27 protein-coding genes are annotated in these 26,652 nt (G+C 66.1%); 16 read left to right on the top strand and 11 right to left on the bottom strand.

What is annotated here, in order from left to right; all coding sequences use genetic code 11:
* Positions 1-502: 502 nt before the first annotated feature.
* The 5 genes from ACTJJX_RS20400 to puuE are packed head-to-tail and all read right to left on the bottom strand — an operon-like array spanning position 503 to position 4,847.
* Positions 503-1,780 carry a urate hydroxylase PuuD gene (locus ACTJJX_RS20400; protein ID WP_003083321.1) on the bottom strand — a complete coding sequence of 426 codons (1,278 nt, stop codon included), beginning with the start codon at positions 1,778-1,780 and terminating at the stop codon, positions 503-505.
* 48 nt (positions 1,781-1,828) lie between these two features.
* On the bottom strand, positions 1,829-2,338 hold the full coding sequence (locus ACTJJX_RS20395; RefSeq protein WP_016851821.1) for an ureidoglycolate lyase: 510 nt from the start codon (positions 2,336-2,338) through the stop codon (positions 1,829-1,831).
* Positions 2,339-2,392: 54 nt separating this feature from the next.
* The gene (gene alc, locus ACTJJX_RS20390) at positions 2,393-3,391 is read right to left on the bottom strand and encodes an allantoicase (protein ID WP_003083331.1); all 999 of its coding nucleotides are present in this window, start codon (positions 3,389-3,391) and stop codon (positions 2,393-2,395) included.
* Positions 3,392-3,408: 17 nt separating this feature from the next.
* Positions 3,409-3,924 (bottom strand): 2-oxo-4-hydroxy-4-carboxy-5-ureidoimidazoline decarboxylase, encoded by a 516-nt coding sequence (gene uraD, locus ACTJJX_RS20385; RefSeq protein WP_003087205.1) that lies wholly within the window; start codon positions 3,922-3,924, stop codon positions 3,409-3,411.
* Positions 3,921-4,847 carry an allantoinase PuuE gene (gene puuE / locus ACTJJX_RS20380; RefSeq protein ID WP_003083336.1) on the bottom strand — a complete coding sequence of 309 codons (927 nt, stop codon included), beginning with the start codon at positions 4,845-4,847 and terminating at the stop codon, positions 3,921-3,923. The genes uraD and puuE overlap by 4 nt, the downstream gene beginning before the upstream one ends.
* A 372-nt stretch (positions 4,848-5,219) precedes the next feature.
* Here puuE and uraH point away from each other — a divergent pair, with 372 nt between their 5' ends.
* Entirely contained in the window at positions 5,220-5,600 is a 381-nt protein-coding gene (uraH, locus tag ACTJJX_RS20375; protein ID WP_016851820.1) for a hydroxyisourate hydrolase, read from the top strand.
* A 240-nt stretch (positions 5,601-5,840) separates the two neighbouring features.
* Here uraH and ACTJJX_RS20370 read toward each other — a convergent pair whose 3' ends face one another.
* The gene (locus ACTJJX_RS20370; protein WP_003087209.1) at positions 5,841-7,190 is read right to left on the bottom strand and encodes an NCS2 family permease; all 1,350 of its coding nucleotides are present in this window, start codon (positions 7,188-7,190) and stop codon (positions 5,841-5,843) included.
* Between the two features lie 374 nt (positions 7,191-7,564).
* Between ACTJJX_RS20370 and ACTJJX_RS20365 the strand changes: the two genes are divergently transcribed.
* Positions 7,565-8,344 carry a GntR family transcriptional regulator gene (locus ACTJJX_RS20365; protein WP_003083340.1) on the top strand — a complete coding sequence of 260 codons (780 nt, stop codon included), beginning with the start codon at positions 7,565-7,567 and terminating at the stop codon, positions 8,342-8,344.
* Between the two features lie 147 nt (positions 8,345-8,491).
* Here the strand turns inward: ACTJJX_RS20365 and ACTJJX_RS20360 are convergent, their stop codons facing one another.
* Positions 8,492-9,553 carry an SMP-30/gluconolactonase/LRE family protein gene (locus ACTJJX_RS20360; protein WP_003082649.1) on the bottom strand — a complete coding sequence of 354 codons (1,062 nt, stop codon included), beginning with the start codon at positions 9,551-9,553 and terminating at the stop codon, positions 8,492-8,494.
* Positions 9,554-9,693: 140 nt separating this feature from the next.
* On the opposite strand from ACTJJX_RS20360, the gene rnd reads away from it, so the two are divergent.
* The 3 genes from rnd (at position 9,694) to ACTJJX_RS20345 (ending at position 12,295) form a co-directional block, all read left to right on the top strand.
* Positions 9,694-10,818 (top strand): ribonuclease D, encoded by a 1,125-nt coding sequence (rnd, locus tag ACTJJX_RS20355; protein ID WP_003145300.1) that lies wholly within the window; start codon positions 9,694-9,696, stop codon positions 10,816-10,818.
* Positions 10,815-11,108 (top strand): YcgL domain-containing protein, encoded by a 294-nt coding sequence (locus ACTJJX_RS20350; RefSeq protein ID WP_003082651.1) that lies wholly within the window; start codon positions 10,815-10,817, stop codon positions 11,106-11,108. The genes rnd and ACTJJX_RS20350 overlap by 4 nt, the downstream gene beginning before the upstream one ends.
* A 254-nt stretch (positions 11,109-11,362) precedes the next feature.
* Entirely contained in the window at positions 11,363-12,295 is a 933-nt protein-coding gene (locus tag ACTJJX_RS20345; RefSeq protein WP_003082652.1) for a D-2-hydroxyacid dehydrogenase, read from the top strand.
* 11 nt (positions 12,296-12,306) lie between these two features.
* Here ACTJJX_RS20345 and aitP read toward each other — a convergent pair whose 3' ends face one another.
* Positions 12,307-13,263 carry a CDF family iron/cobalt efflux transporter AitP gene (gene aitP / locus ACTJJX_RS20340; protein ID WP_016851819.1) on the bottom strand — a complete coding sequence of 319 codons (957 nt, stop codon included), beginning with the start codon at positions 13,261-13,263 and terminating at the stop codon, positions 12,307-12,309.
* Positions 13,264-13,330: 67 nt separating this feature from the next.
* Here aitP and ACTJJX_RS20335 point away from each other — a divergent pair, with 67 nt between their 5' ends.
* The 5 genes from ACTJJX_RS20335 (at position 13,331) to hxuC (ending at position 18,472) form a co-directional block, all read left to right on the top strand.
* Complete coding sequence (locus ACTJJX_RS20335) at positions 13,331-13,606, top strand: metal/formaldehyde-sensitive transcriptional repressor (protein ID WP_003082658.1); 276 nt, start codon at positions 13,331-13,333, stop codon at positions 13,604-13,606.
* Between the two features lie 76 nt (positions 13,607-13,682).
* Entirely contained in the window at positions 13,683-14,132 is a 450-nt protein-coding gene (locus ACTJJX_RS20330) for a YcgN family cysteine cluster protein (protein ID WP_023082584.1), read from the top strand.
* Between the two features lie 148 nt (positions 14,133-14,280).
* Entirely contained in the window at positions 14,281-14,808 is a 528-nt protein-coding gene (locus tag ACTJJX_RS20325; RefSeq protein ID WP_003082669.1) for an RNA polymerase sigma factor, read from the top strand.
* Entirely contained in the window at positions 14,805-15,788 is a 984-nt protein-coding gene (locus ACTJJX_RS20320) for a FecR family protein (RefSeq protein ID WP_016851818.1), read from the top strand. Before ACTJJX_RS20325 ends, ACTJJX_RS20320 begins: the two co-directional genes overlap by 4 nt.
* Before the next feature lie 128 nt (positions 15,789-15,916).
* The gene (gene hxuC, locus ACTJJX_RS20315) at positions 15,917-18,472 is read left to right on the top strand and encodes a heme receptor HxuC (RefSeq protein ID WP_003112363.1); all 2,556 of its coding nucleotides are present in this window, start codon (positions 15,917-15,919) and stop codon (positions 18,470-18,472) included.
* A gap of 6 nt (positions 18,473-18,478) precedes the next feature.
* On the opposite strand, the gene lepB is transcribed toward hxuC, so the two are convergent.
* Positions 18,479-19,018: a signal peptidase I gene (lepB, locus tag ACTJJX_RS20310; protein ID WP_003082673.1), complete on the bottom strand. Its 540-nt coding sequence runs from the start codon at positions 19,016-19,018 to the stop codon at positions 18,479-18,481.
* Positions 19,019-19,094: 76 nt separating this feature from the next.
* Positions 19,095-21,146 carry a S9 family peptidase gene (locus ACTJJX_RS20305; protein ID WP_003112365.1) on the bottom strand — a complete coding sequence of 684 codons (2,052 nt, stop codon included), beginning with the start codon at positions 21,144-21,146 and terminating at the stop codon, positions 19,095-19,097.
* Between the two features lie 148 nt (positions 21,147-21,294).
* Here ACTJJX_RS20305 and ACTJJX_RS20300 point away from each other — a divergent pair, with 148 nt between their 5' ends.
* The 4 genes from ACTJJX_RS20300 to ACTJJX_RS20285 all read left to right on the top strand — a co-directional run bounded on the left by ACTJJX_RS20300 (position 21,295) and on the right by ACTJJX_RS20285 (position 23,621).
* A complete protein-coding gene (locus ACTJJX_RS20300; RefSeq protein WP_003086834.1) occupies positions 21,295-21,768 on the top strand; it encodes a hypothetical protein in 474 nt (157 codons plus the stop codon).
* A gap of 63 nt (positions 21,769-21,831) precedes the next feature.
* Positions 21,832-22,293 carry an HIT family protein gene (locus ACTJJX_RS20295; RefSeq protein ID WP_003163458.1) on the top strand — a complete coding sequence of 154 codons (462 nt, stop codon included), beginning with the start codon at positions 21,832-21,834 and terminating at the stop codon, positions 22,291-22,293.
* 3 nt (positions 22,294-22,296) lie between these two features.
* Positions 22,297-23,070, top strand: coding sequence for a class II glutamine amidotransferase (locus tag ACTJJX_RS20290; RefSeq protein WP_003082680.1), 774 nt, complete (start codon positions 22,297-22,299; stop codon positions 23,068-23,070).
* 26 nt (positions 23,071-23,096) lie between these two features.
* Positions 23,097-23,621, top strand: a complete 525-nt coding sequence (locus ACTJJX_RS20285) for a DUF2937 family protein (RefSeq protein ID WP_003082681.1) — start codon at positions 23,097-23,099, stop codon at positions 23,619-23,621.
* Positions 23,622-23,629: 8 nt separating this feature from the next.
* Here the strand turns inward: ACTJJX_RS20285 and ACTJJX_RS20280 are convergent, their stop codons facing one another.
* A complete protein-coding gene (locus tag ACTJJX_RS20280) occupies positions 23,630-24,490 on the bottom strand; it encodes a LysR substrate-binding domain-containing protein (RefSeq protein WP_016561695.1) in 861 nt (286 codons plus the stop codon).
* A 167-nt stretch (positions 24,491-24,657) separates the two neighbouring features.
* Between ACTJJX_RS20280 and phnW the strand changes: the two genes are divergently transcribed.
* On the top strand, positions 24,658-25,773 hold the full coding sequence (gene phnW, locus ACTJJX_RS20275; protein ID WP_003086851.1) for a 2-aminoethylphosphonate--pyruvate transaminase: 1,116 nt from the start codon (positions 24,658-24,660) through the stop codon (positions 25,771-25,773).
* Between the two features lie 35 nt (positions 25,774-25,808).
* Positions 25,809-26,636 (top strand): phosphonoacetaldehyde hydrolase, encoded by an 828-nt coding sequence (phnX, locus tag ACTJJX_RS20270; RefSeq protein WP_003100114.1) that lies wholly within the window; start codon positions 25,809-25,811, stop codon positions 26,634-26,636.
* Positions 26,637-26,652 lie beyond the last annotated feature (16 nt).

Raw genomic sequence — 26,652 nt, 5'->3', positions numbered from 1 at the left:
TAGGCGGGGGTTGCCATGGATACGTTCCTTGTCGTTGAAAGTGCCCAGGCGATATGCCGGGGACATCGGTGCTAGACAAGAACCGTGCCACTGGTCTTGAAACTCTTTTCCATCAAGGCGTTATTGGGGGAAGCCAAAAACTCGCTGGCGATTCTCATGGGAAGAACACTGAAAATTGCGCAACTTTTTGCGCACCGCTTGCAAAAAGTTGCGCATTCTCTCGGAGCCCTTTGGGTATTTGTTCCCTAGCGTTCTATCCACAACGTTATCAACCAAAAAGTTGCACAGTTCTTCATTGGCAAGGTAGGCGAAGATAGCGCCGCACGGTTTCGTTCCATCGGCCCAGGGTGAAGGAAAGTGAGTTATCGGAGAGGTTGGGGGCTGAAAGATATGGCCAGTTATGGCCAAAAGCCCTCTATGGAGAGGGCTTTTGGGGTAGGGCCAGCAGGGTTGTTCTGCTGCGGGGAACCGGAGGTGCGGTTCTTAGCCTTTCGGCCAAGGCTCAGTTGATCTGTGCGCCCTTGGCGATCCAGCTGCCGATCAGGTTGCGTTCTTCCTGGGTCATCTGCGTGATGTTGCCCAGCGGCATGATCTGCGAGGCCACGGCCTGGGCCTGGATCTTCGGTGCCAGTTGCTGGATCTGCTGCGGGGTGTCGAGCATGATCCCGCCTGGCGCGGTGCTGAACAGCTGGCTGGTCGGTTTCGCCGAGTGGCAGACGGTGCAGCGCTCCTGGATCACGTGATGGACCTTGTCGAAGTCGGCTCCGCTCGCGGCCCCGGCATTGGAGGCCTGGGTCGCGGCGGGCGCGGCTGGTGCGTCGCCGCCGGTCGCCGGTTGTGCCGGTGCCGCCGCCGGGGTGCTGGCCAGCGGTGCGGAAGCCTGCTGGTAGTTCGGCGTGGTGACGAAGGCCAGGGCGATCATGCCCAGCGCGCCGGCGGGCAGTGCCCAGGCGAAGCGGTTGCTTTCGTGGCGGGTGTTGAAGTAGTGGCGTACCAGTACCGCGAGCACCGCGATGGCGGCCAGGATCAGCCAGTTGTACTGGCTGCCGTAGGTGCTCGGGAAGTGGTTGCTGATCATGATGAACAGCACCGGCAGGGTGAAGTAGTTGTTGTGCCGGGAGCGCAGCAGGCCCTTGGCCGGCAGCACCGGATCGGGCTCGCGGTTTTCTTCGATGGCTTTCACCAGCGCGCGCTGGGCCGGCATGATCACCCTGAACACGTTGCCGACCATGATGGTGCCGATGATCGCGCCGACGTGCAGGTAGGCGCCGCGGCCGCTGAACACCTGGGTCAGGCCGTAGGCGGCGGCGACCAGCAGGACGAACAGGACCAGGCCGAGCAGGGCAGGGGTCTTGCCCAGCGCCGAATCGCAGAGGATGGTGTAGACGAACCAGCCGCAGACCAGCGAACCGATGCCGATGGCGATGGCCGCCGCCGGCGCCAGGTCGCTGCCGGGGGCGATCAGGTAGAGGGTCGGGTTCAGGTAGAACACGATGGTCAGCAACACCACCCCGGACATCCAGGTGGAGTAGGCCTCCCATTTGAACCAGTGCAGGTTCTCCGGCATTTTCGGCGGAGCCAGCTTGTACTTCTCCAGGTGGTAGATGCCGCCACCGTGGATTGCCCAGAGGTCTCCGGACAGGCCTTCACGCGGGTTGCTGCGGTTGAGGTTGTTCTCCAGCCAGACGAAATAGAACGAAGCGCCGATCCACGCGATCCCGACGATCATGTGAATCCAGCGCACCAGCAGGTTCAGCCATTCGATGAGATGTGCTTCCACAGTCTTGTACCTCTTGCCCTGGCCGGCGGACCGGCGGCAGGACCTCTCTTATTGGTTTGATTGGGGGTCGAGGAGGAGCTGTTCGTCCTCGGTGAAGAAATGCTCGTCGCAGTTGTTCCCGGAACCGCTGCGATCGACCACCAGGAAGTCATCCCGCTTTTCGATCGTCAGCACCGGATGGTGCCAGACGCCGCGGTGGTAATTGACGCCCTGCCTTCCGTTGGTCAGGAAGGCGCGGACGAGGCCCGGTACAGGTACATCGCCAAGTGGCGCGACCACGACCAGAAAGGGGTTGCCGAGCAGCGGGATGAAGGCCTGGCTGCCCAGCTGATGGCGTTCCAGCATGCGGATGCGCAACGGCATTTCCAGCTTCTCGGCGCTGAAGATGCTGATGATCGCGTTATCTTCCGGCTGCGCGGTCTCGACCGTGGCCAGCTTGTGATAACGGCGGGTGGAGCCGTTGTTGATCATGAAATAGTCGCTGCCGGCGGTTTCGATCACGTCACCGAACGGGGCGAAGGCTTCCTTGGTCAACGGCTCGATCTTGAGAGTGCGCATACTGATCCTGTCGATTCTGTTTGTTGTATTCCGGACGCACGCGGGGCCCGGGTCTCACGGTAATTGTGGCCTGCCGAACAGGCGCAGGCGGCTGACGCCGCCGTCGGGAAAGATGTTCAGGCGTACATGGGTGATCGGGCCGAGGGCGTTGAGGTGCCGCTCGAACCGGTGTTCCTGGTGCATTTCCAGCTTCTGCGCTGGCAGCAGCTCGCGCCAGAAGAGGCTCTGCGCCTCGATCCGGGCCTCGTTCCCGCCTTCCACGAAGGCGGCCTGGATGCTGCAGCTTTCCGGATAGTTGCCCTTGAAGTGCAAGGTATCGACGACCGCCGCCTCGATGCTGCCGGGATGGCCGAGGGCGACGATCACCCAGTCGTGGCCCGGCGTGCGGCGGCGGCCGGTTTCCCAGCCGTCGCCCATGTTGATGGCACGTCCGGGGTTGAGCAGGTTGCCCATGCGTCCGAAATGCTGGTCGGAGCAGGCCAGCGCCCGGCCGCCGTTGACCGCTGCGGCCAGGTCGAGCGCCGTTCCCGGCGGCTGGCTGCTCCAGTCGCGGTAGGGCACGCCATAGAGGCGCAGGCGGGCGATACCGCCGTCCGGGTAGATGTTCAGGCGCAGGTGGGTCCAGGGACGTTCGTCGTCTATCGGGTGGTAGTGATGGCTATCGCCCTGCAGCCCCACCGCCGGCAGCACTTCGCTCCAGGACGTGCTGTCGTCCGGGTCGCCTTCGGCGCAGAAGCAGCCATCCAGGGAAGCCGCCGGCGGATGGTTGCCGGTGAAGAAGCGGGTGTCGATGTCGACGCCCTTCAGCACGCCCGGCACACCCAGGCGGATCACCGCCTGGTCATGGCCCTCGAAGCGCTTGCGGCGGGTTTCCCAGCCGTCCATCCACTTGCCGCTGTCGTCGAACACGCCTTCCTTCCACACCGGTTCGCCGGCCTGCAGCATGCGGCTGGCGGGGGCGAACCATTCGTCGCTGACGGCGACCACCTGGCTGCCCAGGCGCGCGTCGGCGAGGTCGAGGTAGTGGCGGAAGGGCGCGTGTTCGGCGTTCATGCTCGTCTCCGCAGGCCTCAGAGCTGCTGCAGGCGGAACAGGGCGATCTTGTTGATCTCGGCCAGCGCGGTAGCGAACTCCTCGTCGGCGGAGTGCTGGATGCGTTCCTCGAAGGCCGCCAGGATCTGATGGCGGTTGCTGCCCTTCACCGCCTTGATGAAGGGGAAGCCGAACCTGGCCTTGTAGGCGTCGTTGAGTTCGGTGAAGCGGGCGAACTCCTCGGCGCTGCATTCGTGAATCCCGGCGCCGGCCTGCTCGGAGGTGCTGGAGGCGGTCAGTTCGCCACGGATCGCTGCTTTGCCGGCGAGGTCCGGGTGGGCGTTGATCAGCGCCAGCTGGGCCTCGCGGCTTGCCGACAGGAGAATGTCGGCCATGCGCTGGTGCAGGCCCTCGATATCGTTGAGGCTGTCGTCGATGCCCAGGTCATAGGCCTTCTCGGCGACCCAGGGGGAGTGTTCGTAGATGTCGGCGAAGGCTTCGACGAAGGCCTCGCGGGACAGCGAGGCGGGGGTCAGGGTCTGGAAACGGCTCATGCCTCGGTCTCCTGGAAAGGATGCTCACGGTGCCAATGGCGGGCGATGTCTTCGCGGCGGGCGAACCAGACCTTGTCGTGGCTCTGCGCGTACTGGATGAAGCGCTCCAGGGCGGCCATCCGCGCCGGGCGACCGATCAACCGACAATGCAGGCCGATGGAGAGCATCTTCGGCGCCGTCGCGCCTTCTTCGTAGAGCACGTCGAAGGCGTCCTTCAGGTACTGGAAGAACTGCTCGCCATTGTTGAAGCCCTGCACCTGGGTGAAGCGCATGTCGTTGGTGTCCAGGGTATAGGGAATCACCAGGTGCGGTTTCTCCGCGGTGCTGGCCGGGTCCCAGTAGGGCAGGTCGTCGTCGTAGGTGTCGGAGTCATAGAGGAAGCCGCCTTCCTCCATCACCAGGCGCCGGGTGTTCGGGCCGGTGCGTCCGGTGTACCAGCCCACCGGGCGCTGGCCGGTGAGTTCGGTGAGGATGCGGATGGCTTCGAGCATGTGCTCGCGCTCCTGGGCCTCGTCCATGTACTGGTAGTCGATCCAGCGGTAGCCGTGGCTGCAGATTTCGTGGCCGTCGGCGACCATCGCCCTGATCACCTCAGGGTTGCGCTGCGCCGCCATGGCCACGGCGAACACGGTGAGCGGCACGTTGCGTCGCTTGAACAGCTTGAGCAGGCGCCAGACCCCGGCGCGGCTGCCGTATTCGTAGAGCGATTCCATGCTCATGTGGCGCACGCCCTGCAAGGGCTGGGCAGCCACCATTTCGGAAAGGAACGCCTCGGACTCCTTGTCGCCATGCAGGACGCAGCGCTCGCCACCTTCTTCGTAATTGAGCACGAAGGACAGGGCGATGCGCGCATCGCCGGGCCAGTGAGGGTGGGGAGGGTTGTTGCCGTATCCGATCAGGTCGCGTGGGTAGTCAGCGCTCACAGCAGTGTTCCTTATTGTGGATGGGGCGGCGGGCCGGACGGGCCGGGGATGCCGTGATGGATTTATTGTATACAAGTTTGCCTGCGGTCTGTAAATACAATCCTGTTTGCCGATCCCTGCCATTCATCCAGCAAAAAACCTGCCCGACTGGTCAGTTAGCGAAGAATGAGGCCCTGCGGGGTGGGGCTTGTGGAAGGAATGCCCGATTTCGGGGCGGCTGCCGCATTTTCGGTTGTGGCGGTGTTTTTTGTATACAATTCATCGAAAGATAACTTATATTGCTTCGCAAGCGGCTCCCTGGCGGGCTGCAAGCGAGCGGCGCCGGGCAGGTCCCGGAGCGATCCCCATCGAACGAAGGCAAGAGGAGGAGTGGTGTCCGCCAGCGGGCGCCCGCAACCCATGGGACGTTTGACCACGCATGTACTGGATTCCGCACACGGCTGCCCCGGCCATGGCATCAAGATCGAGCTGTACCGGGTAGAAGGCCAGCAACTGGAACTGATCGCCACCACCCTGACCAACTACGACGGCCGCTGCGACCAGCCGGTGCTGCAAGGCGAGGACTTCCGTCCCGGGGTCTATCAACTGGTGTTCAACGCCGGCGACTACTATCGCGCCCGCGGCGTGCAATTGCCGGAGCCGGCATTCCTCGACCAGGTGGTGCTGCGTTTCGGCATCGCCTCCGCCGACGATCACTACCACGTGCCGCTGCTGATCTCGCCCTACAGCTATTCGACCTATCGCGGCAGCTAGGTGCGTGCCACGAAACACTGACTCTCCGAGTCCTTTTCCCTGGCCCGCCATCGAGCGGGCTTTTTTTCGTTCGCGGGGAGTGCGCCGAGGGTTGCCGGTTATCCGCCACTCGTGGGCAGGAAGGGAAATGCGGCGCAGGGTACGAATGGGCGGGGGATGAAGCTGCGCGTCGCGAGCCCTGCGGGGCAACGACAGGTTCGAGGCGGATAGCCGCGTGCGGCCATCCGCCATCCGGGCGGGTCAGAGGAAGATGAACTTGGCGACGAAGATCACGAACAAGGCATAGAGGCTGGCCGAGACTTCGCGGTGCTTGCCGGTGAGGACCTTCATCGCGACGTAGGTGATGAAGCCCAGGGCGATACCGTCGGCCACCGAGAAGGTCAGCGGCATCATGATCACCGTGACGATCGCCGGGATGGTCTCGGTGTGCTCGTCCCAGTCGATGTGCGCCATTCCGCCCATCATCAGCATGGCCACGTAGATCAGCGCGCCGGCGGTGGCGAAGGCGGGGATCATCCCGGCCAGCGGGGCGAAGAACATCGCGGCGACGAACAGCACGCCGACCACCACCGCGGTGAGCCCGGTACGTCCGCCGGCGGCCACGCCCGCGGCGCTCTCCACGTAACTGGTCACCGGCGGGACACCGAGCATGCCGCCGAACACGCTGGAGGCGCTGTCGGCCTTCATCGCCTTCGACAGGTTCTCGATGCGCCCGTCCTCCTTCACCAGGTGCGCGCGCTGGGCGACGCCCATGAGAGTGCCGGCGGTATCGAACATGTGCACGAAGAGGAAGGCCAGGATCACGCTGATCATGGTGACGTTGAACGCGCCGGCGATGTCCATCGCCAGGAAGGTCGGCGCCAGGCTCGGCGGCGCCGAGAACACCCCGCCGTACTGCACCAGGCCGAGGGCCCAGCCGACCAGGGTGACGCTGAGGATGCTGATGAGGATGCCGCCGAACACCCGGCGGTACTCGAGCACGGCGATCATCAGGAAGCACAGTGCCGCCAGCAGCGGGCCGGGCGAGGTGAGGTGGCCGAGCTTGATCAGGGTCGCCGGGCTGGCCACCACGATGCCGGCGGTCTTCAGGCCGATCAGGCCGAGGAACAGGCCGACTCCCGCACCCATGGCGAACCTGAGGCTGCGGGGGATGCTGTTGAGCAGCCATTCGCGGACCCGGGAGAAGGTCAGCAGCATGAACATCACCCCGGAGATGAACACCGCGCCCAGGGCGATCTGCCAGCTGTAGCCCATGGTGCCGACCACGGTGTAGGTGAAGAAGGCGTTCAGCCCCATTCCCGGCGCCAGGCCCACCGGCCAGTTGGCGTACAGGCCCATCAGGAAGCAGCCGAGGGCGGCCGCCAGGCACGTGGCGACGAACGCCGCGCCGTGGTCGATGCCGGCGTCGGCCATGATGTTGGGATTGACGAAGATGATGTAGGCCATGGTGATGAAGGTGGTCAGCCCGGCCGCCAGCTCGGTCCTGACCGTCGTACCATGCTGGCGGAGCTTGAACAGGCGTTCGAGCAGGCCGGTGGCGGGCGGTGTCGCAGCGTAGATCCCTTGTTCTTCTTGTTTGGTGCTTTCCACAGCAGGTACTCCTCATCGCTCTTGTTGTTAGGTCCTGCGGGCCGGTTGGTTACCAGGTCCCTGACGCGGCTCGAAGGTGATGTGAGGGCACGATTTTCTGACCTCTGGGTCAAGAACTCGTGCGAGCGATTATGCCTTTGTATACAAAAAGGTCAAAGAATGTTTGAGGGTGTTTCGCCACATTTTTATCAGCTTTCCGTCACGCCCCCTTCCGGGCGGTGCCGCGCGCTCGGAACGAGGGGCGGAAAGGGGTGGTGCGTCGGATGCCGCTGCTTGTGTACACTATTTCGCTATCAGCCGCCGGCGTGCCTCACCCACGCCCGTGAGCGAGGATCAGCCCAGGCCACAAGCCGGACGCACAAGGTTCGAGACCGATGACCGATCAGTTGCAACACATCAGGAAGCCACCGCGCACCGGCAAGGCTGCCCGCAGCGGTACCCAGGACGAGATCGTCTACGCCCACATCTTCGACGCCATCCTCGAACAACGCCTGGCCCCCGGCACCAAGCTGAGCGAGGAGGCGCTCGGCGAGATATTCGGTGTCAGCCGCACCATCATTCGCCGCGCCCTCTCGCGCCTGGCCCACGAGCAGGTGGTGCTGTTACGGCCGAACCGCGGCGCGGTGGTCGCCAGCCCGAGCATCGACGAGGCCCGGCAGATCCTTTTCGCCCGCCGCACAGTCGAGCGCGCCATCACCGAACTGGCCACCGACAACGCCACCGCCGAGCGTCTGGCCGAGTTGCGCGAGATGGTGGTGCAGGAACAATCCAGCTTCGCCCGTGGCGACCGGGGCGCCGGCATCCGCCTGTCCGGCGAGTTCCACCTGAAGCTCGCCGAGATGGCGCGCAACGCTCCTCTGGTGAGTTTCCAGCGCAGCCTGGTGTCGCAGACCTCGCTGATCATCGCCCAGTACGAAAGCGGCGGTCGCTCGCACTGCTCGTTCGACGAGCACAACGAGATCCTCGACGCCATCGAGAAGGGCGACAAGGAGCGCGCGGTGACCCTGATGATGCACCACATGGAGCACATCGACAGCAAGCTCAACCTGGAGAGCGACAACGCTTCCGGCGACTTGCACGCGGTGTTCTCGCACCTCCTCGGCGGCAAGAAGAAGCCACGCCGGGCCAAGGCCGACAGCGATTCGGCGGCCTGATCCGAAGCATTGAAAAGCCCCGCGATGCGGGGCTTTTTCGTTTCCGCTGTCCCGTCCTGAATAAGGTTTACACCTCCCATGCCGATTTTCCGGAGAACTAGATGGAGCAAGGTGTAAACCTACTTCAGGACTAGACGCTCGGCTTTTTCAGGGGATCGCCAGGCGACCGATCCGGTCGTTTTCCAGGCTGCCGAAGTAGAGCTGGTCGCCCACCGGCTTCGCCGAGGTGATCATGCGCAGGTGGTGGCCGCTGGTGTCGTGCAGGCTGCGGACGATCCTGCCCTGTTCGTCGATGGCGATGACCAGCCCGTAGGCGGTCGGCTTGGGCAGGAACATGCGCGGCAGCTTGGCCAGCTGCGCCTTCAGCCAGGGATGCCGGTGGAGGAAGTCGGCGTCGGCCTTGCGCGGGGTCGGCAGGGCCACCCAGAAGGTACCCTTGCGGTCGCCCTGGAGGTTGTCCGGCAAGCCCGGCAGGTTGTCGATGAACACCTCGTGCTGGCCAGCCTTCTCGCCTTTCAGCCAGTAGCGGGTGATGCGATAGCGGTAGGTCTCGTTGACCAGTACGAAGTCCTCGTTTGCCGAGAGTGCCACGCCATTGGCGAAGTACAGGTCCTTGAGCAGCACCTCGGTCTTGCCGGTGGACGGGTCGTAGCGCAGCAGGCGGCCGTGCGGTCGGGCCTCGAGCAGGTCGAGGATGTAGTCGGGCTGGTGGAACTTGCTGGAAGCGTCGCTGAAGTAGATGCGGCCGTCGCTGGCGATGTCGAGGTCGTCGGTGAAGGCGAAGGGGACACCGTCGGCCTCGGTGGCGAGGGTTTCCACCTTGCCCTGCGGATCGATGCGCAGCAGGCCTTTCCAGGCGTCGGCGAGGATCAGGTTGCCGGCGGCATCGAAGTCCATGCCCAGCGGGCGGCCGCCGGTGTCGACGAAGGTCTCGACCTTGCCGCTGGCGTCCAGGCGTACCACGCGGCCGTCGGCGAGACCGGCATAGACGCGGCCCTGGCTGTCCACGGCGGTGTCCTCGGGGCCGTGCAACTGGCCCTGGCCAAGCAGCTCGGCCTTCATCAGGGTGTCGTTGGGTTCGAGGACCCCGGTCATCTGCGGAGCGGCCGGAGCATCCCAGGCGAGCGGGTCGATCGGGCTGGTCTTCAGGGCCAGGTAAAGAGCCGCGCCAGCCAGCAGGAGGACGATTATTCCGCTGAGCTTCTTCATGCAGTTCCCTTGTTCGGATTGTCGGACAAAGGGCGGAGTATGGACATTCGCTACGCTCATCGGCAAGCGCGGTGCCGAGCGGAATGCTCGCATGGCGCCAGGCTCTATATAATGCGCCGCACTTGACCAAGGAGATGTTCGTGACCGCGCCCGAAATCCAGTGGATCCGCGATGATGCCAGCCTGGCGCAGCAATGCCGGGAATGGCGCACACAGCCGTACCTCGCGCTCGATACCGAGTTCATGCGCGTCGATACCTTCTATCCCGCGGCCGGTCTGGTGCAGGTGGGCGATGGCCGGCAGGAGTGGCTGATCGATCCGCTGCTGATCCAGGACTGGAGCCCCTTCGCCGAGCTGCTCGAAGACGAGCGGGTGGTGAAGGTGCTGCATGCCTGCAGCGAAGACCTCGAGGTGTTCCTGCGCCTCACCGGCAGCCTGCCGGTGCCGCTGTTCGATACGCAGTTGGCCGCCGCCTATCTCGGCATGGCCCATTCGATGGGCTACTCGAAGCTGGTGAAGGAGGTGCTGGACATCGACCTGCCCAAGGACGAGACCCGTTCCGACTGGTTGCAACGGCCGCTCACCGAGATGCAGATGCGCTACGCCGCCGACGACGTCCAGCACCTCGCCCAGGTCTACCTGGCCCTGGATGCGCGGCTGAGCGAGGAGAAACGCGCCTGGCTGCTGGAGGACGGCGCCGAACTGGTCGCCAACCTCTGCCGCGAGAGTGATCCGCGCGAGGCCTACCGCGAGGTCAAGCTGGGTTGGCGGCTGCGTCCGCAGCAACTGGCGGTGCTCCGCGAACTCTGCGCCTGGCGCGAGGAGCAGGCACGCCTGCGCAACCGGCCGCGCAACCACGTGCTGCGCGAACGTACCCTGTGGCCGCTGGCGCGCCTGCTGCCGAAGAACAAGACCGACCTGGCGGCGATCGAAGACATGCATCCGCGCACCGTGCGCCAGGACGGCGACTTCCTCATCGAACTGATCGCCCAGGCTTCGCGCCTGCCGCAGAGCGAATGGCCCGAGGCGCTGCCCGAGCCGCTGCCGCCGGAGGTCACCCCGCTGCTCAAGAGCCTGCGCGCCATCGGCCAGCGCGAAGCGGAGACCCTGGGCATGGCGCCTGAGCTGATGCTGCGCAAGAAGATCCTCGAGGCACTGCTCAAGAGCGGCTATCCCGACGGTCCCTACGAACTGCCCGATTCCCTCCGCGGCTGGCGCCGCGAACGCATGGGCCAGGCCCTGCTGGACGCCCTGGAGAGCGCATGAAACGAATCTGTTCCGTCTACAAGAGCCCGCGCAAGAACGAGATGTACCTCTACGTCGACAAGCGCGAGGCGTTGAGCCGCGTACCCGAGGCCCTGCTGGTGCCGTTCGGCGCGCCGCAACATGTCTTCGACCTGCTGCTCACCCCCGAGCGCCAACTGGCCCGCGAGGATGTCGCCAAGGTCCTGGAGAACATCGAGAAGCAGGGCTTCCACTTGCAGATGCCGCCGGGCGAAGAAGAGTACATCGAGCATCTCCCGGAAGAGTTGCTGCGCATGAACGACCCGCTCTGACGCGAGCCGTACCCCGCTGGCGCCGGCTTCCCGGCGCCACTTTCACGACGTGAAACCCGCTCTGTGCAAGGCTGCGCCTTCGGTGCATGATGTCCGCAAGATGTCGCACGATAGCGGAACCCCTGGCAGCGACCGTGGTCTACCAGCGCCAAACCTGCTGCTCTCGAGGGCTTCCCTCCAGGAGCCGTGATGCATGAAAGAACAATATTCTCCGGCCTGATCGCCAGCCCTTGTCCGGCTTGGCAGTGTGACCCATGCGCTTGCTGATTCTCGAACGTGACCACGCTCTCTATGCCGCGCTGCTGATGGCGGCCGACCCCAGCCTGAAGGTGGTGGCGGGGGACGATCCCCTGCAGCTCATCGACGCCGCCAGCGAGTGCTCGATCTGGCTCGGCCAGCCCGACCTGGTGGCGCAGATGCTGCGCCAGGGCGTGCATCCGGTCTGGGTGCAGTCGACCTGGGCGGGCATCACGCCGCTGCTGGCCGCCGACCTGCCGAAGGACTACAGCCTGACACGCGCGGTAGGCATCTTCGGCCAGGTGATGAGCGAATACCTGCTGACCTACATGCTCGCCCACGAGCGCCAGTTCCTCGGTCGCCTGGCCAGCCAGGTCGGTTCGCAATGGGATAGCCGCACGCCTGGCGGGTTGCGTGGCCGGCAGGTGGTGATCGTGGGCACCGGGGAGATCGGCCAGGCGGTGGCGCATACCCTGTCCGGCTTCGGCATGGACCTGACCGGGGTGGCGAAGAATCCGCGTTCGCTGGTGCCGTTCAACCGCATGGGGTCGCTCGACGACCTCGGTCGCCTGGTGGAGACGGCCGACTACCTGATCAACCTGCTGCCCGACACCCCCGATACCCACGACATCTACGACCGTGCGCTGTTCGCCCGGCTCAAGCCCACGGCGCTGTTCATCAATGCCGGGCGTGGTGTCGCGGTGGTGGACGCCGACCTGGTGGCGGCACTGGAGAACAACCAACTGGCCGGCGCGGTGATCGACGTCTGCCGCGAAGAGCCGCTGCCGGCCAACCACCTGTTCTGGCATACCCCGCGCCTCTTGCTGACCGGGCACACCGCCGCGCCGACCCTGCCGGGGGCGATGGTCGAACTGTTCCGCGACAACCTCGCGCGCTTCTGGGCGGGTACCGCCATGCGCGGCGAGGTGGACTTCGCTCGCGGCTACTGAGCCGCGTTCCCTCAGGCGGCGAGCGGGAGCAGCGGGTTCACCTCGACGGTGATGTGCACCAGTTCCTCATGCTCGGCCAGGCGGCGCTTGAAATAGTCGGCGCTGCCTTCCTCGGTGGTCAGCAGACTCAGCAGGCAGGCGTACTTGCCCTGGCCGACCTGCCACAGGTGCAGGTCGAGCAGTTCCGCCGGCAGCGGGCTGCTGGCGATCGCCGCGCGGATTTCCGCAGCCACCGGCGCGTCCATCTGCGCATCCAGCAATACCCGGCTGCTCTGCCGGATCAGGCCGCATGCCCAGACACTGACCAGTACCGCGCCGACGATACCCATCAGCGGGTCCAGCCAGGCCGCGTTCCACAGCAGGCCGCCGGCCAGCGCGACGATCGCCAGCAGCGAGGTGGCGGCATCCGCCAGCACGTGCAGGTAGGCGGCGCGCAGATTCAGATCGTGCCGGTGGGCATGATGGTCGTGGTGGTGGTGGTGGTGCGAGTGGCCGTGCCCGTGGTGGGCATGGCCGTCGCGCAGCAGCCAGGCGCAGGCGAGATTGACCAGCAGGCCGAGCGCGGCGACCAGCATCGCCTGCTGGTAGTGGATCGGGCTGGGGTCGAGCAGGCGTTCGACCGATTGGTAGAGCATCAGCCCGGCCACCAGCAGAAGCAGCAGGGCGCTGGTGTAGCTGCCGAGCACCTCGATCTTCCACGTACCGAAGCTGAAGCGCGGGTCGTTGGCATAGCGCCGCGCGGCGCCGTAGGCGAGTACCGCAAGACCCAGGGCCAGGGCATGGGAGCTCATGTGCCAGCCGTCGGCGAGCAGGGCCATGGAGTTGAACAGCCAGCCGCCGGCGATTTCCGCGACCATCATGCAGGCGGTGAGCAATACCGCCCAGCGCGTGTTGCGCTCGGCCAGCGGGTTGCCCTGGTCGAACCGATGGGAATGGCGCAGGGGCTGGGTAGTCGGGGTGCCGGGCATTTGCTACTGTCCTGTCGAGACGTCGAAAATATACTATACCCCAGTATATTACCTTGAGGAGAGAGCGGTGGCCCATACCATCCATGGGAAGAAGAAGCTTCTGGCGCGGGTGCGCCGCATCGCCGGGCAGACCCGGGCGCTGGAGCAGGCGCTGGAAGAGGGCAGCGAATGCGCGGCGGTGCTGCAACAGATCGCGGCGATCCGCGGTGCGGTGAACGGCCTGATGAACGAAGTGCTGGAGGGGCACATCCGCGAACACCTCGGCGCCGAGCAGGCGAGCGCGGAGCAGCGTCGCGAAGACCTGGAACTGGTGGTGACCGCGCTGCGTTCCTACCTGAAGTAGCCATGTGCCGGCCGGTGCTTGGCCTGGAGGGGGCGGGGGACTAGACTATCGCGCCTTTTCACCAGCCCCTGATGCCATGGCCGCCAAAGTCGAACCCTTCTGGAAACGCAAGACCCTCGCCCAACTCGACCAGGACGAGTGGGAGTCGCTGTGCGACGGTTGCGGCCTGTGCTGCCTGCAGAAGCTCGAGGACGAGGACGACGGCAGCGTCTACTACACGCGTATCGCCTGCAAGCTGCTCGACCTGCAAAGCTGCCGCTGCACCAACTACGCCGAGCGCATCCGTTTCGTCCCCGACTGTATCCAGCTCACCCCGGCGCAGGCCGACGAGTTCCAGTGGTTGCCGCCGACCTGCGGCTATCGCCAGGTTGCCGAAGGCAAGGACCTGCCGCTCTGGCACCACCTGGTCTGCGGCGACCCGGAGCGGGTCCACAAGGAACGCATTTCCCAGTCCGGGCGCATGCTCAGCGAGACCCAGGTGGCCGAGGACGACTGGGAGGACTACCTGATCTTCCGCGCCGGCTGAGCTCGCGTCCGTCGCACTTCCTTACCTTGTGAAATGATATGTATTATCATTCGCATATTTGCAAGGGACTTCCGTATCCGACGGAAGCGGGGAGGCGAGGTGTTGCAGCGGGTCAACGGCGCGGGGGGCGCCGCCGGAGGATGCACGGATGGATGAGCGCTTCCGTGGTTCCGTCTCGCATGCCTATCAGGCGTTCCATGGCGAGTTGCTGCGCTTCCTGCGCAAGCACCTGGGCAGTTCGGCGGACGCCGCCGACCTCGCCCAGGATACTTTCGCCCAGTGGCTGAAATGGCCTGGCCGGCAATCGGTCGAGCAGCCGCGCGCATTTCTTTTCCAGATCGCCCGCAACCTGTTGCGCGACCATTGGCGCCGGCAGCAGAGCCGCGGCCAGGATCTCGACCGGCCGGCGGCGAACGACGAACCCGCCGCGCTGGAAGGCGAGGCGGCCGGGCCGGGCGAGCGTTTCGAACAGCAGCAGCGTCTCAGCCACCTGGCGGCCGCGCTGGCCGAGCTGCCGCCGCGGCGGCGCGAAGCGTTCGTCCTGCACAAGTTCGACGGCCTGTCCCAGGTCGAAGTGGCCGAGCGCATGGGAATCTCCCTGAGCATGGTGGAAAAGCACATCGCCAGCGCCTTGCTGCACTGCAAGCGGCGGCTTGGCCAGGGAGGCGAAGGATGAAGCCGCTGGAACGACTGGAACCGCTGTTCGCAGACGAAACCGAAGAGGACATCGATCACCGCGCCGCCTACTGGTTCAGCCGGCGTCGTTCCGGGCATTTCAGCGCTGCCTGCCGGGCCGAGCTGGAGGATTGGCTACGCGCCGATCCGCGCCATCGCGAAGCGCTCGAGGGCATGGAGCGGCTCTGGCGCGAATTCGACGGCCTGCCGCGCCCGGCGCTGGACGATATTCCCGAGCCGGTGCCGGCCTGGCGCCTGCCCCGGGCGCTGGCGGCGGCGTTCTTCGTGTTCTGCGCGCTGCTCGTCGCCACCCTGTTCTGGCGCTACCAGTCGCTCGGACCGAACCTCGCCTACGGCACGGCACCTGGCGAGCAGCGCGAGGTGGTCCTGGCGGACGGATCGAAGCTGTTCCTCGACGTCGATACCCAGGTGCAGGTGCGTTACGCCGAGCGCACCCGCGACGTGCTGTTGAAGAAAGGCGAGGTGTTCTTCGTGGTCAGCCACGATCCGGCCCGGCCTTTCCGGGTCGGCAGCGGCGACAGCCGGGTCACCGTACTCGGTACCCAGTTCAGCGTCCGGCGCAACGCGCAGGCCCTCGCCGTGGCGGTGAAACAGGGGCGCGTGGCGTTGCAGCCGTCCCTGGAGAAGGATGCCGAACATGTGCTGCTGGCTGGCGACAGCGCGCGCCTGGACCTCGCCGAGCAGCGCCTGGAACTCGGCCATGTGGCGCCGGAGCAGGTCGCCAGTTGGCGCGATGGGCAACTGGTGTTCCGCGACAAGCCGCTGGGCGAACTGGTGGAGGAACTGTCGCGCTATCGCGCCGCGCCGATCCGCCTGGGAGATCCCCGGCTTGCCGGCAAGCGGGTCTCCGGTACGGTGCGGATCGCCCGTCCCGACGATTTTCTCCTCGCCCTGCCGGCGCTATTGCCGGTGCGGGTGCAGCCGCAGGCTGGTGGCGAGGTGCTGATCCTGGCGCGCTGAGGCGCGTCGTCAGTGTTAATGAAAATATTTTTCATTCGTATATGTGGGTTTTTCTCCCTGCTGCGTCTTCTCTGCTGTCCGTCGCCGCTGCCGGCGACATCCAGCAGTCACTTGGGGAGAGTTCCAGCATGACCTTGCCTTTCACCCGCGCCGCCTGGCGCCCGCTGTGTTCCGCCGCCGTGCTCGGCGCCGCGTTGTGGGCCGCCGGCGCCAGCGCTGCCGAACGACGCTTCGACCTGCCGGCGCAGCCGCTGGCCGCCTCGCTGTCGCGCCTGGCGCAGCAGGCGCAGGTCCAGGTGCTGTTCGACGAGTCGCTCCTGCGGGGCCTGCGCGCTCCGGCGCTGAGCGGCAGCTACGGGGTGCGCGAGGCGCTGGAGCGGTTGCTGGTCGGTTCCGAGCTGGAGCTGGTGGAGGCGGGCGGCGGCTACGTGGTGCGCCGGCGCCAGGTCGACGCCTACAGCGACAACGCGCTGCAACTGGACGCGCAGACCATCGTCGGCAACGGTCGCGAAGTGGACGCCAGCAACGTCGGCCGTTCGACCCTGACCCGGCGGGATATCGAACGCCAGCAGGCGGACAACATCCCCAGCCTGCTGCAGACCCTGCCCGGAGTGACCATGGGCGGCTCGCCCAAGCCGGGCGGACAGACCACCAACATCTGGGGCCTGGGCGACGCCGAGGACGTGCCCTATACCCTGGACGGCGCGCAGAAGAGCGGCTTCGAGCGCTACCAGCAGGGCACCGTGTTCATCGAACCGGAAATGATCAAGCGCATCGAGGTGGAGAAGGGACCGCACTCGGTGTTCACCGGCAATGGCGGCTTCGGCGGCACCGTGCACATGGAGACCAAGGACGCGCCGGACCTGCTGCGCGAAGGCCGCGACGTCGGCGCCATGCTCAAGTACGGCTATCACTCCAACGACCAGCAGAAGATCTACTCCGGCGCTGTGTTCGGGCGCAGCGAAGACCGCCGCGTCGATGCCCTGCTCTATCTCAACGGTCGCGACGGCCGCGACATGAAGCTGGCCGACAACCTGCCGCTGTCGCCCACCGACTACCCGATCAACCCCAAGCGCCTGCCCAACAGCGCCCAGGACGAGAAGACCGGCCTGTTCAAGCTCAACCTGCACCCCACCGAGGAGCACGACCTGGGTTTCACCTACCTGCGCTCGAAAAGCTCGCGCTGGACGCCGTTCTCCGCCAGCAGCTACCCGACCCCGCCGAGCCAGTGGACCATCGACCGCTACGGCTACGAGCTGGGCCTGACCCGCCTGCTGGCCCACCGCGATACCACCGACACCACGTGGACCGGCAAGTACAACTACCATCCGCTGGACAACCCCTGGATCGACCTGCAACTGAGCTATTCCGACGCCCGCACCGAGCAACTCGACCGTCGCGAGGACACCGCCTTCTACCAGCTCGCCACCGGTGGCAAGCGGATGCGTACCGAGTACCAGGACAAGGTCCTGGAACTGCGCAACACCAGCCGTTTCGATACCGGAGCGCTACAGCACGAGCTGACCCTGGGCGCGGCGCTGCACAAGCACAAGCGCGACATCCTCATGCACATGCCGGGCAAGACCTACGAGACCCCGCGCTACAATTACGGCTGGCTGCAACCGGCATTCATGCCGGCCGGCAAGCAGGACACGCAGAGCTTCTACATCCAGGACGCGATCACCTACGGCAGCCTGACCGTCACCCCATCGATGCGCTTCGACAGCGTGCGCAACGACGGCCAGGCCAACCTGGCGCCGATCTACGACAATCCCAAGCTCGGCCATGACTATCGCGCCCAGACCTACTCCGGCTGGTCGCCGCGGCTGTCGGTGTTCTGGACCGCGACGCCGAACCTGGCGTTCTTCGCCGACTACACCGAGACCTGGCGAGCGCCGGTGATCGACGAGCAGTACGAAGTGCAGAACAGTTCGACCATCGGTGGCAGCAGCCGCGACCTGGACGCCGAGCGCATCCATGCGATCCGTGGCGGCAGCGTGATCAACCTGCCGGACCTGCTGGTCGCCGGCGACAGCCTGCAGATCCGCACCACGTTGTTCCAGAACCGCATCAAGGACGAGATATTCCGCACCCGCAGCGTCGGCTGCCGCCAGCAGTCGATCGACAACGGCAGTATCGGTGGTAGCTGCGGCGACATGCTGCCGCTGAGCAACTACCGCAACCTGCCGGGCCTGACCATCAAGGGCTTCGAGATCGAGAGCTTCTACGACAGCCAGCGGCTGTTCGGCAGCCTGTCCTACTCGTGGATGACCGGCAAGCACGATGGGGCCTACAGCAATCCCTGGGGACCGAACGTGTGGGCGCGCGACATCCCGCCGCCGAAGTGGGTGGCCATGCTCGGCCTGAAGGTTCCGGAATGGGATGCCAAGCTCGGCTGGCAGGGCGAGTTCGTGCGCAAGACCGACCGCCTGCCCAGCGATCGCTACAGCGGCGGGATGGGTACCGGTTCCGGCGATATCTACTGGGATCACGCGGCCAACGACAGCTACGACACTCATCGGCTGTTCGCCGAGTGGGTCCCGGCCAAGCTGGGCCTGAAGGACACCCGCATCGACTTCACCGTGGACAACCTGTTCAACCGCTCCTATCGCCAGCCGCTGGGCGGCGACCTGGTCTACAGCCAGGGACGCAACGCCAAGATCAGCGTCACCCAGTTCTTCTAAGGGGCGTCAGCGCACCGAACCGATGCGCCGGGTGTCCTCGGCATACCAGACGGCGAACACCCGGCCGACCAGGTCGGCGCGCGGTACGTAGCCCCAGTAGCGGCTGTCGTTGGAGTTGTCGCGGTTGTCGCCGAGCATGAAGTATTGGCCGGCGGGGACGGTCCGCTCGGCCATGCGCAGGGAGTCCGGCTGGCGCAGCGCCTGTTGCGCCAGGTAGGGCTCCGTCACCGGGCGCTCATTGACGTAGAGCCGGCCGCCATCGATCCGCACGCGATCGCCGGGTATCCCGGCGATGCGCTTCACATAGGCGATGCTGCGCTGCGGCGGGAAGCGGAACACCACCAGGTCGCCGACCTGCGGGTCGGCGAAGGCGTAGCGCGCGGCGTTGGCGAGGATGAAGTCGCCCTGTTGCAAGGTCGGTTCCATCGAGCGCGAAGGGATCTTGTACAGCGCCACGCCGAGGAGCCGTGCGCGCGGGTCGAGACTGGCGGTGCCGAACGGATTCGCCAGGTAGACGGCCAGCATGATCGCGGCGAGCAGGCCCATGGCGGGCCAGAAGCGTCGTTTCACGAAGGTTCCCTTTTTCGTGGCGGAAGGCCGGCGTCGCCGGCCCCCGCGGTGGTCATACCAGGCCGAGGACCTTGAGCAGGAAGGCGTATTCCAGCGCCACGTCCTTCAGCCCCTGGTAGCGGCCGCTCATGCCGCCGTGGCCGGCGCCGAGGTCGGTCTTGAGCAGCAGCAGGTTGGCGTCGGTCCTGGTCGCCCGCAGTTTCGCCACCCACTTGGCGGCTTCCCAGTACTGCACGCGGCTGTCGTTGTAGCCGGCGACCACCAGCAGGTGCGGGTAGTCCTGGGCCCTGACGTTCTCGTAGGGCGCGTAGGCGGCGATCCGCGCATGCACCTCGGGCTCCTGCGGGTTGCCCCACTCATCGTATTCGGTGACGGTCAGCGGCAGGTCCGGATTGAGCATGCTGTTCAGCACGTCGACGAACGGCACCTCGGCGATGGCCGCGCCGAACAGTTGCGGGCGCTGGTTGAGCACCGCGCCGATCAACAGCCCGCCGGCGCTGCCGCCGCTGATGGCGAGGCCCTCGGGACGGCAGTAGCCCTCGGCGAGCAGGTGCTCGGCGCAGGCGATGAAGTCGTCGAAGCTGTTCTGCTTGTGTTCCAGCTTGCCGGCCCGGTACCAGGCTTCGCCCAGTTCGCCGCCGCCACGGACATGGGCGATGGCGAAGACGAAGCCGCGTTCGAGCAGGCTCAGGCGGGCGTGGGAGAACCAGGGATCGAGGCTATGCCCGTAGGCGCCGTAGCCATAGAGATAGAGCGGCGCGGGGCGCCCGGCGGCGATGCCGTCGAGGACTTCCTTGCGCGCCACCAGGCTGACCGGCACCTGCGTGCCGTCGCCGCTGCTGGCCCAGATGCGCCGGCTGGCGTAGGCGTCGGCGTCGAATGGGCCTTCCACCGGGGTCTGCTTGAGGACGGTCTGCGTGCCATCGGCGAGGTTCAGCTGGCGTACCTGCGCCGGACGATTCAGGGCCTCGTAGCGCAGTCGCACGCAGGGGCTGTCGAATTCCAGGCTGTCCTGCACGTAGAGGCTGTAGGCGGCGTCCGGCAACTGCACGCGGTAGGCCGGCAGGCCCTGCGGTTGCACCTCGATCACCGGCAGGCCGCCGTCGCGCAGGCCGAGGATCACCGCCTCGGCGTTCAGGCTGACATCTTCCAGGGTCCGCTGCGGGTCGTGGGCCACGCGCAGTTGCCAGTGCTCGCGAGTCGGCCGCGACTCCTCGGCCTGGTAGAGGGCGAAGTTGATCCCCGCCTGGTTGCTGCGGATCAGCCACAGGCCCCGGCCGTCGAGGCGACCGTGGTCGGGGTAGTACTCGTGGCCTTCCTCGCGCGGCGCCAGGCAACGGAACGTTCCCTGCGGCTGGTCGGCGTCGAGCACCCAGGCCTCGCTGGTGGTCTTGCTGTTGAGCAGGAGGATCAGCTGGCGTTCCGAGCTGGAGCGGTAGCAGTGCAGGAAGAAGCGCCCGTCGCCTTCCTCGAACACCAGCTCGGCGCCGGCCTCGCCCAGGCGGTGGCGATAGAGCTTGTGCGGGCGGTGGGTGTCATCCAGTTCACCGAAGAACAGCGTGCGGTTGTCGTTGGCCCAGGTCAGGCTGCCGTCGCAGTCGTCGAAGGGCAGGGCCTGCACCGCGCCGCTGGCGAGGTCCTTGACGAACAGGCGGTAGATCTCGTCGCCGCTGGTGTCCAGGCTGTAGGCCAGCAGGCTCTGGTCGGGGCTGATGCTGAAGGCGCCGAGGGAGAGGAAGCCGCCGTCGGCCAACTGGTTGGGATCGAGCAACAGTTGCTCGGCGCCTTCGTCGACCGCCAGGCTGCCGTCCGCCGGACGCGGGCAGCGGTAGTGGCGCGGGTATTCGTCGCCGGCGGTGGTGCGCTGGTAGTACAGCCACGGACCCCACGGACTGGGCAACGACAGGTCGGTCTCGCGGATGCGTCCCCTGATCTCCTCGAACAGGGTCTCGCGCAACCCGGCCTGGTCGGCCAGTTCGCTATCCAGGTAGGCGTTCTCGGCCTTCAGGTAGTCGAGCACCTCCGGGGCGTCGCGCTCCTCCAGCCAGGCGTAGGGGTCGCTTCCGGCGTCGCGGCGGGCGATGGGGGGCTGCGGATGGGGCATCGGGAATCCTCGTCGATCCGGCCATGCGCGAGGCCGGGAAATCTGAATAAAACTGGCGGCGCGGCGCCCGCCATCGGTGGGTAGGCGCGTCGGCATGCAAAAGCGGCTATCATAAGCCCCCCATCACCGCTATCGCCACGCACGCCGCATGAATGAACAAGACTATCTGATCGCCTGGGGCGCCTACGCCATCGCCGGACTCGGCCTGATGCTGGTGTTCTGGCTGATGACCGGCTGGATGTGGCGCTGGCTGCGCGAACCCCTGCGGCTGATCGTCTTCATCCTGCTGTTCACGCCGACTCCGGTGGACCCGCAGAACGACCTCTACGCCCCGGCCATCGCCATCACCGCGCTGGATGTCGTGTTCAAGGTCGGCAACAACGCCTGGCGCGCGGTCTCTGACCTGGCCCTGGTGGCGCTGCTCGGTTTCGGCCTGTACCTGCTGATCGCCGCCATCCGCTGGCCGCTGGAGCGGGCCTGGAAGAATCGTCGGCATCCGTCGCAGGACGCCGAGGACGAGCCGACCCTGCGGCAGATGATGCAGCCCGAGTTGATGCCGGACGTCGACACCCGCACCGACGAGCACGGCGACCGGCGCATGCGCATCGAGCCGCGCCTGTAGCCTTTCGCGACGAAATCCATTCTTGCGCTACGCCCGGCAGGCGTTCAGCATGAGGCGAGGCCTATGTCGGGATTTCCCATGGATTGCGTGTTCTGCGCCATAGCGGGTGGCCGCGAGCCGGCGCACAGACTCTTCGAGGACGAGCATTTCATCGTCCTGCTGGACATCTTTCCGCTGCGACCGGCGCACGTGCTGATCGTAGCCCGCGAGCACGCCCCGCACCTGAGCGATCTTTCCGCCGCCGCCCGCGACGCCCTCCTGGCGCTCGCCGAGCGTATCGGTCGCGCATTGCGCCGGGCCGGTTTCGGCGTGGAAGGCATCAACCTGTTGCTCAACGATGGCGTGGCGGCCGACCAGCACGTGGCGCACCTGCATCTGCACCTGATTCCCCGGCGTCGCGGCGACCTGCCGCGACTGCTCTGGCGCGCCCTGACCCGTTTCCTGCCGGTCGGTCGCGCGAGCCTGCAGGCGCGTCTGCAGCGGGAACGAGAACTACTACGTACAGCCTTGCTCAGGGAGGTTTGAGCCATGTGTGAACTATTGGGCATGAGCGCCAACGTCCCGACGGACATCGTCTTCAGCTTCACCGGACTGATGCAGCGCGGCGGCGGTACCGGCCCGCACCGCGACGGTTGGGGCATCGCCTTCTACGAAGGACGCGGCGTGCGGCTGTTCCAGGACCCGCTGGCGAGCGTCGATTCGGAGGTGGCGCGGCTGGTGCAGCGCTTCCCGATCAAGAGCGAGACGGTCATCGGGCACATCCGCCAGGCCAACGTCGGCAAGGTCGGGCTGAGCAACACCCACCCCTTCATCCGCGAACTCGGTGGGCGCTACTGGACCTTCGCGCACAATGGCCAACTGGCCGACTTCCAGCCCAAGCCCGGTTTCTACCGCCCGGTCGGCGAGACCGACAGCGAGGCGGCCTTCTGCGACCTGCTGAACCGCGTGCGCCGGGCTTTCCCCGAGCCGGTGCCGGTGGAGGTGCTGTTGCCGGTGCTGATCTCGGCCTGTGACGAATATCGCAAGAAAGGTGTGTTCAATGCCCTGATCAGCGACGGCGACTGGCTGTTCACCTTCTGCTCCAGCAAACTCGCCTACATTACCCGCCGTGCGCCATTCGGCCCGGCGCGGTTGAAGGATGCCGACCTGACCGTGGACTTCCATGCGGAAACCACGCCGGACGATGTGGTCACGGTGATCGCCACCGAGCCGCTCACCGACAACGAGAACTGGACCTTGCAGCAGAGCGGCGAGTGGGTCCTCTGGTGGGGCGGCGAGGTGTTGGCCAAGGGGCGGGTCTGAATCGCCGCCGTGAACGAGGAGAGCGCATGTTCCGCAGTTACCTGAGACTGCTGCTGTTCACCCTGGGCCTGCTGCTCGGGGTGCAGGTGCCCGGTTTCATCGACGACTACGCCAAGCGCGTCGACGCCCATCGCCTGGAGGCCGCGCAGAACATCCAGGGCTTCCAGCAGACCGCCGGGCAGTTCTTCAACGGTAGCCTGGAGGAACTGGTCAGGCATTACCGCAGCAACAGCGATCCGGTGTTCCAGCGCGACGGCGAGAACCTCGACCGCCTGATGCGTCGCGCGCGCATGCTCGACGCCGAGTGGCAGGCCATGCAGGGTCCCTGGTACGCCCGCGCCTGGCACATGCTGCGCGCACCGAACCATGAGTTGCTGATGGAAACCTATGCCAGCTACAGCTACCAGGTCCTGCTCAAGCCCGAGGTGATCGCCTGGGGCCTGGGCTGCGCCTTGCTGGTCGCCTGGATCGCCGAGCTGATCGTGTATTCGCTGGCCTCGCTGTTCGGCTTCGGCGAAGACCGCCGCACCCGCGAGCGTCACTGGAGCTGAGGCGCGACTCAGGTCGCCGCCAGTTCCAGGAATGCCCTGATCACCCGTAGGCCGCGGCGCTTCTCCAGGCAGCCGATCAGGTGGCGGTTGGTCAGCTCGGGACCGACCAGCGGCACCGCGCGAACCCGCGGATCGTTGCCGACCTCCAGGGAAGACACCACGCCGACGCCCAGTTCGGCGGCCACCGCTTCGGTCACCGCTTCCCGGCTGTCCAGCTCCAGCAGCACCCGCGGCTGCACGCCCTGCTCGGCACAGGCGCGGTCGAAGGTGCGGCGGGTGATCGAACCGGGTTCGCGCAGCACCATGATCTGCTGGTCGAGCTCTTCCAGCGGTACGCCTTCGTTGCGTTCGCACCAGGGATGCTGGCGAGGCAACAGGGCGCAGATACGCGAATTCACCAACTCCTCCAGGAACAGCCCGGGACGCGCCTCGACCTCGGTCAGCACGGCGACGTCGACGTGTTCGCTGAGCAGCGCCGCGAGGGTTTCCTGGGCGTTGCCCAGGCGCAGGTTGACGGTGATTCCCGGATAGCTCGCGCGCAGCCGGGCGAGCATCGGCATCACCAGGTGCGGGCCGTCGGCGGCGACTTCGAGGCGGCCGGAGACCAATTGTCGATTGGCGTCGAGCAGGGCCTCGGCTTCTTCCTCCAGGGCGAACAGGGTGCGCGTGATCGCCACCAGGCGCGAGCCCTCCTCGGTCAGTTCGATGCGCCGGGCGGTGCGCCGGAACAGGGTGACCTGGTAGTGCTCCTCGAGTGCCTTGACGTGTCCGGTCACCGCCGGCTGGCTGATGCACAGGCGCTCGGCGGCGCGGGTGAAACTGCCTTCGCGGGCGACGGCGTCGAAGGCGCGGAGCTGGAAGAGATTCATGGTATCGGCCTGGCTTATGGCTGGCATCGGAACAAACAATTTGAACGATAGTAGCGCGGCGCTCACCTTATGTCTCCAGGCTTCCCTGGAACGCCGGCGCGGAACGACCGCCCGGACCGCGAAGCCCGATCCGGTTTCTTTGGCCGATTCCCGCAGAGGAAATGAGCATGAGCACTGCCGAACGCGCACCCATCCTGCTGACCCCCGGTCCGCTGACCACCTCCTACCGTACCCGTCGGGCGATGATGGTCGACTGGGGCTCCTGGGACAGCGATTTCAACGAACTCACCGCCAGCGTCTGCCAGCGCCTGCTGAAGATCGTAGGCGGCGAAGGCAGCCACACCTGCGTACCGTTGCAGGGCAGCGGCACCTTCGCCGTGGAAGCGGCGATCGGCACCCTGGTGCCGCGCGACGGCAAGGTCCTGGTGTTGATCAACGGTGCCTACGGCAAGCGCCTGGCGAAGATCTGCGAGGTCCTGCAACGGCCCTTCAGCACCTTCGAGACCGAAGAGAACGTGCCGACCACCGCCGCTGACGTCGAGCGTCTGCTGGCCGCCGATCCGGCGATCAGCCATGTGGCGCTGATCCACTGCGAGACCAGCACCGGCATCCTCAATCCGCTCGAGGCCATCGCCAAGGTCGTCGAGCGTCACGGCAAGCGCCTGATCGTCGATGCCATGAGCTCCTTCGGGGCGATCGGGATCGATGCCCGGAAAGTTCCGTTCGATGCCTTGATCGCCGCCTCCGGCAAGTGCCTGGAGGGCGTCCCCGGGATGGGCTTCGTCTTCGCCCGCAGCGCCGCCCTGGAAGCCAGCGCCGGCAACTGCCACTCCCTGGCCATGGACCTGCAGGACCAGCACGCCTATATGCGCAAGACCGGGCAGTGGCGCTTCACCCCGCCGACCCATGTGGTCGCCGCCCTGCACGAAGCGCTCAGCCAGTACGAAGAGGAGGGCGGCCTGCCGGCGCGTCAGCGGCGCTACGCGAGCAATTGCGAAACGCTGCTCGGCGAGATGGCCCGGCTCGGTTTCCGCAGCTTCCTGCCGGCGGAAATCCAGGCGCCGATCATCGTTACCTTCCACGCGCCGCGCGATCCGCGCTACCGCTTCGCCGACTTCTACCAACGCGTGCGGGAGAAGGGCTTCATCCTCTATCCGGGCAAGTTGACCCAGGTGGAAACCTTCCGCGTCGGCTGCATCGGCCACGTCGACGCCGCGGAGATGCGGCAGGCGGTCGCCGCCATCGGCGAGGCGCTGCGCGAACTGGAAGTCCTCGAGATCTGAACTGAACGACAACGAGCAGAAAAGGGTTCACGACAATGAATTACAACCAGCCAGCCACCCTCCAGGCCGCCATCCTCGACTGGGCGGGAACCGTGGTCGATTTCGGCTCCTTCGCGCCGACCCAGATCTTCGTCGAGGCTTTCGCCGAATTCGGCGTCCAGGTCAGCCTGGAGGAAGCGCGCGGTCCGATGGGAATGGGCAAGTGGGACCACATCCGCACCCTCTGCGACATCCCGGCGATCGCCGAGCGCTACCGCGCCGTCTTCGGCCGCCTGCCCAGCGACGACGATGTCACCGCCATCTACGAGCGCTTCATGCCGCTGCAGATCGAAAAGATCGCCGAACATTCGGCGCTGATCCCCGGCGCCCTGCAGGCGATCGCCGAACTCCGCGGGATGGGCCTGAAGATCGGTTCCTGTTCCGGTTATCCGGCGGTGGTGATGGAGAAGGTGGTAGCCCTGGCCGAGACCAACGGTTACGTCGCCGACCACGTGGTGGCCACCGACGAAGTGCCCAACGGCCGGCCATGGCCGGCCCAGGCGCTGGCCAACGTGATCGCCCTGGGGATCGACGATGTGGCGGCCTGCGTGAAGGTCGACGACACCTGGCCGGGTATCCTTGAAGGGCGCCGCGCCGGGATGTGGACGGTGGCGCTGACCTGCTCGGGCAATGCCCTGGGCCTCACCTACGAGCAGTACAAGGCGCTGCCGGCGGCCGAACTGGAGCGCGAGCGGACGCGTATCGAACAGATGTTCGAAGGTTCGCGTCCGCACTACCTGATCGAGACCATCGCCGAGCTGCCGGCGGTGGTCCGCGACATCAATGCGCGCCTGGCGCGCGGCGAGATGCCGCAGGGTAACTGAGCCACGTCTGTGCCGA

Source organism: Pseudomonas sp. 22490 (assembly GCF_052044465.1).
GTDB lineage: Bacteria > Pseudomonadota > Gammaproteobacteria > Pseudomonadales > Pseudomonadaceae > Pseudomonas > Pseudomonas aeruginosa.
The sequence above is the reverse complement of the archived record's forward strand: the minus strand, read 5'-3'. Positions and strand labels throughout refer to the sequence as shown.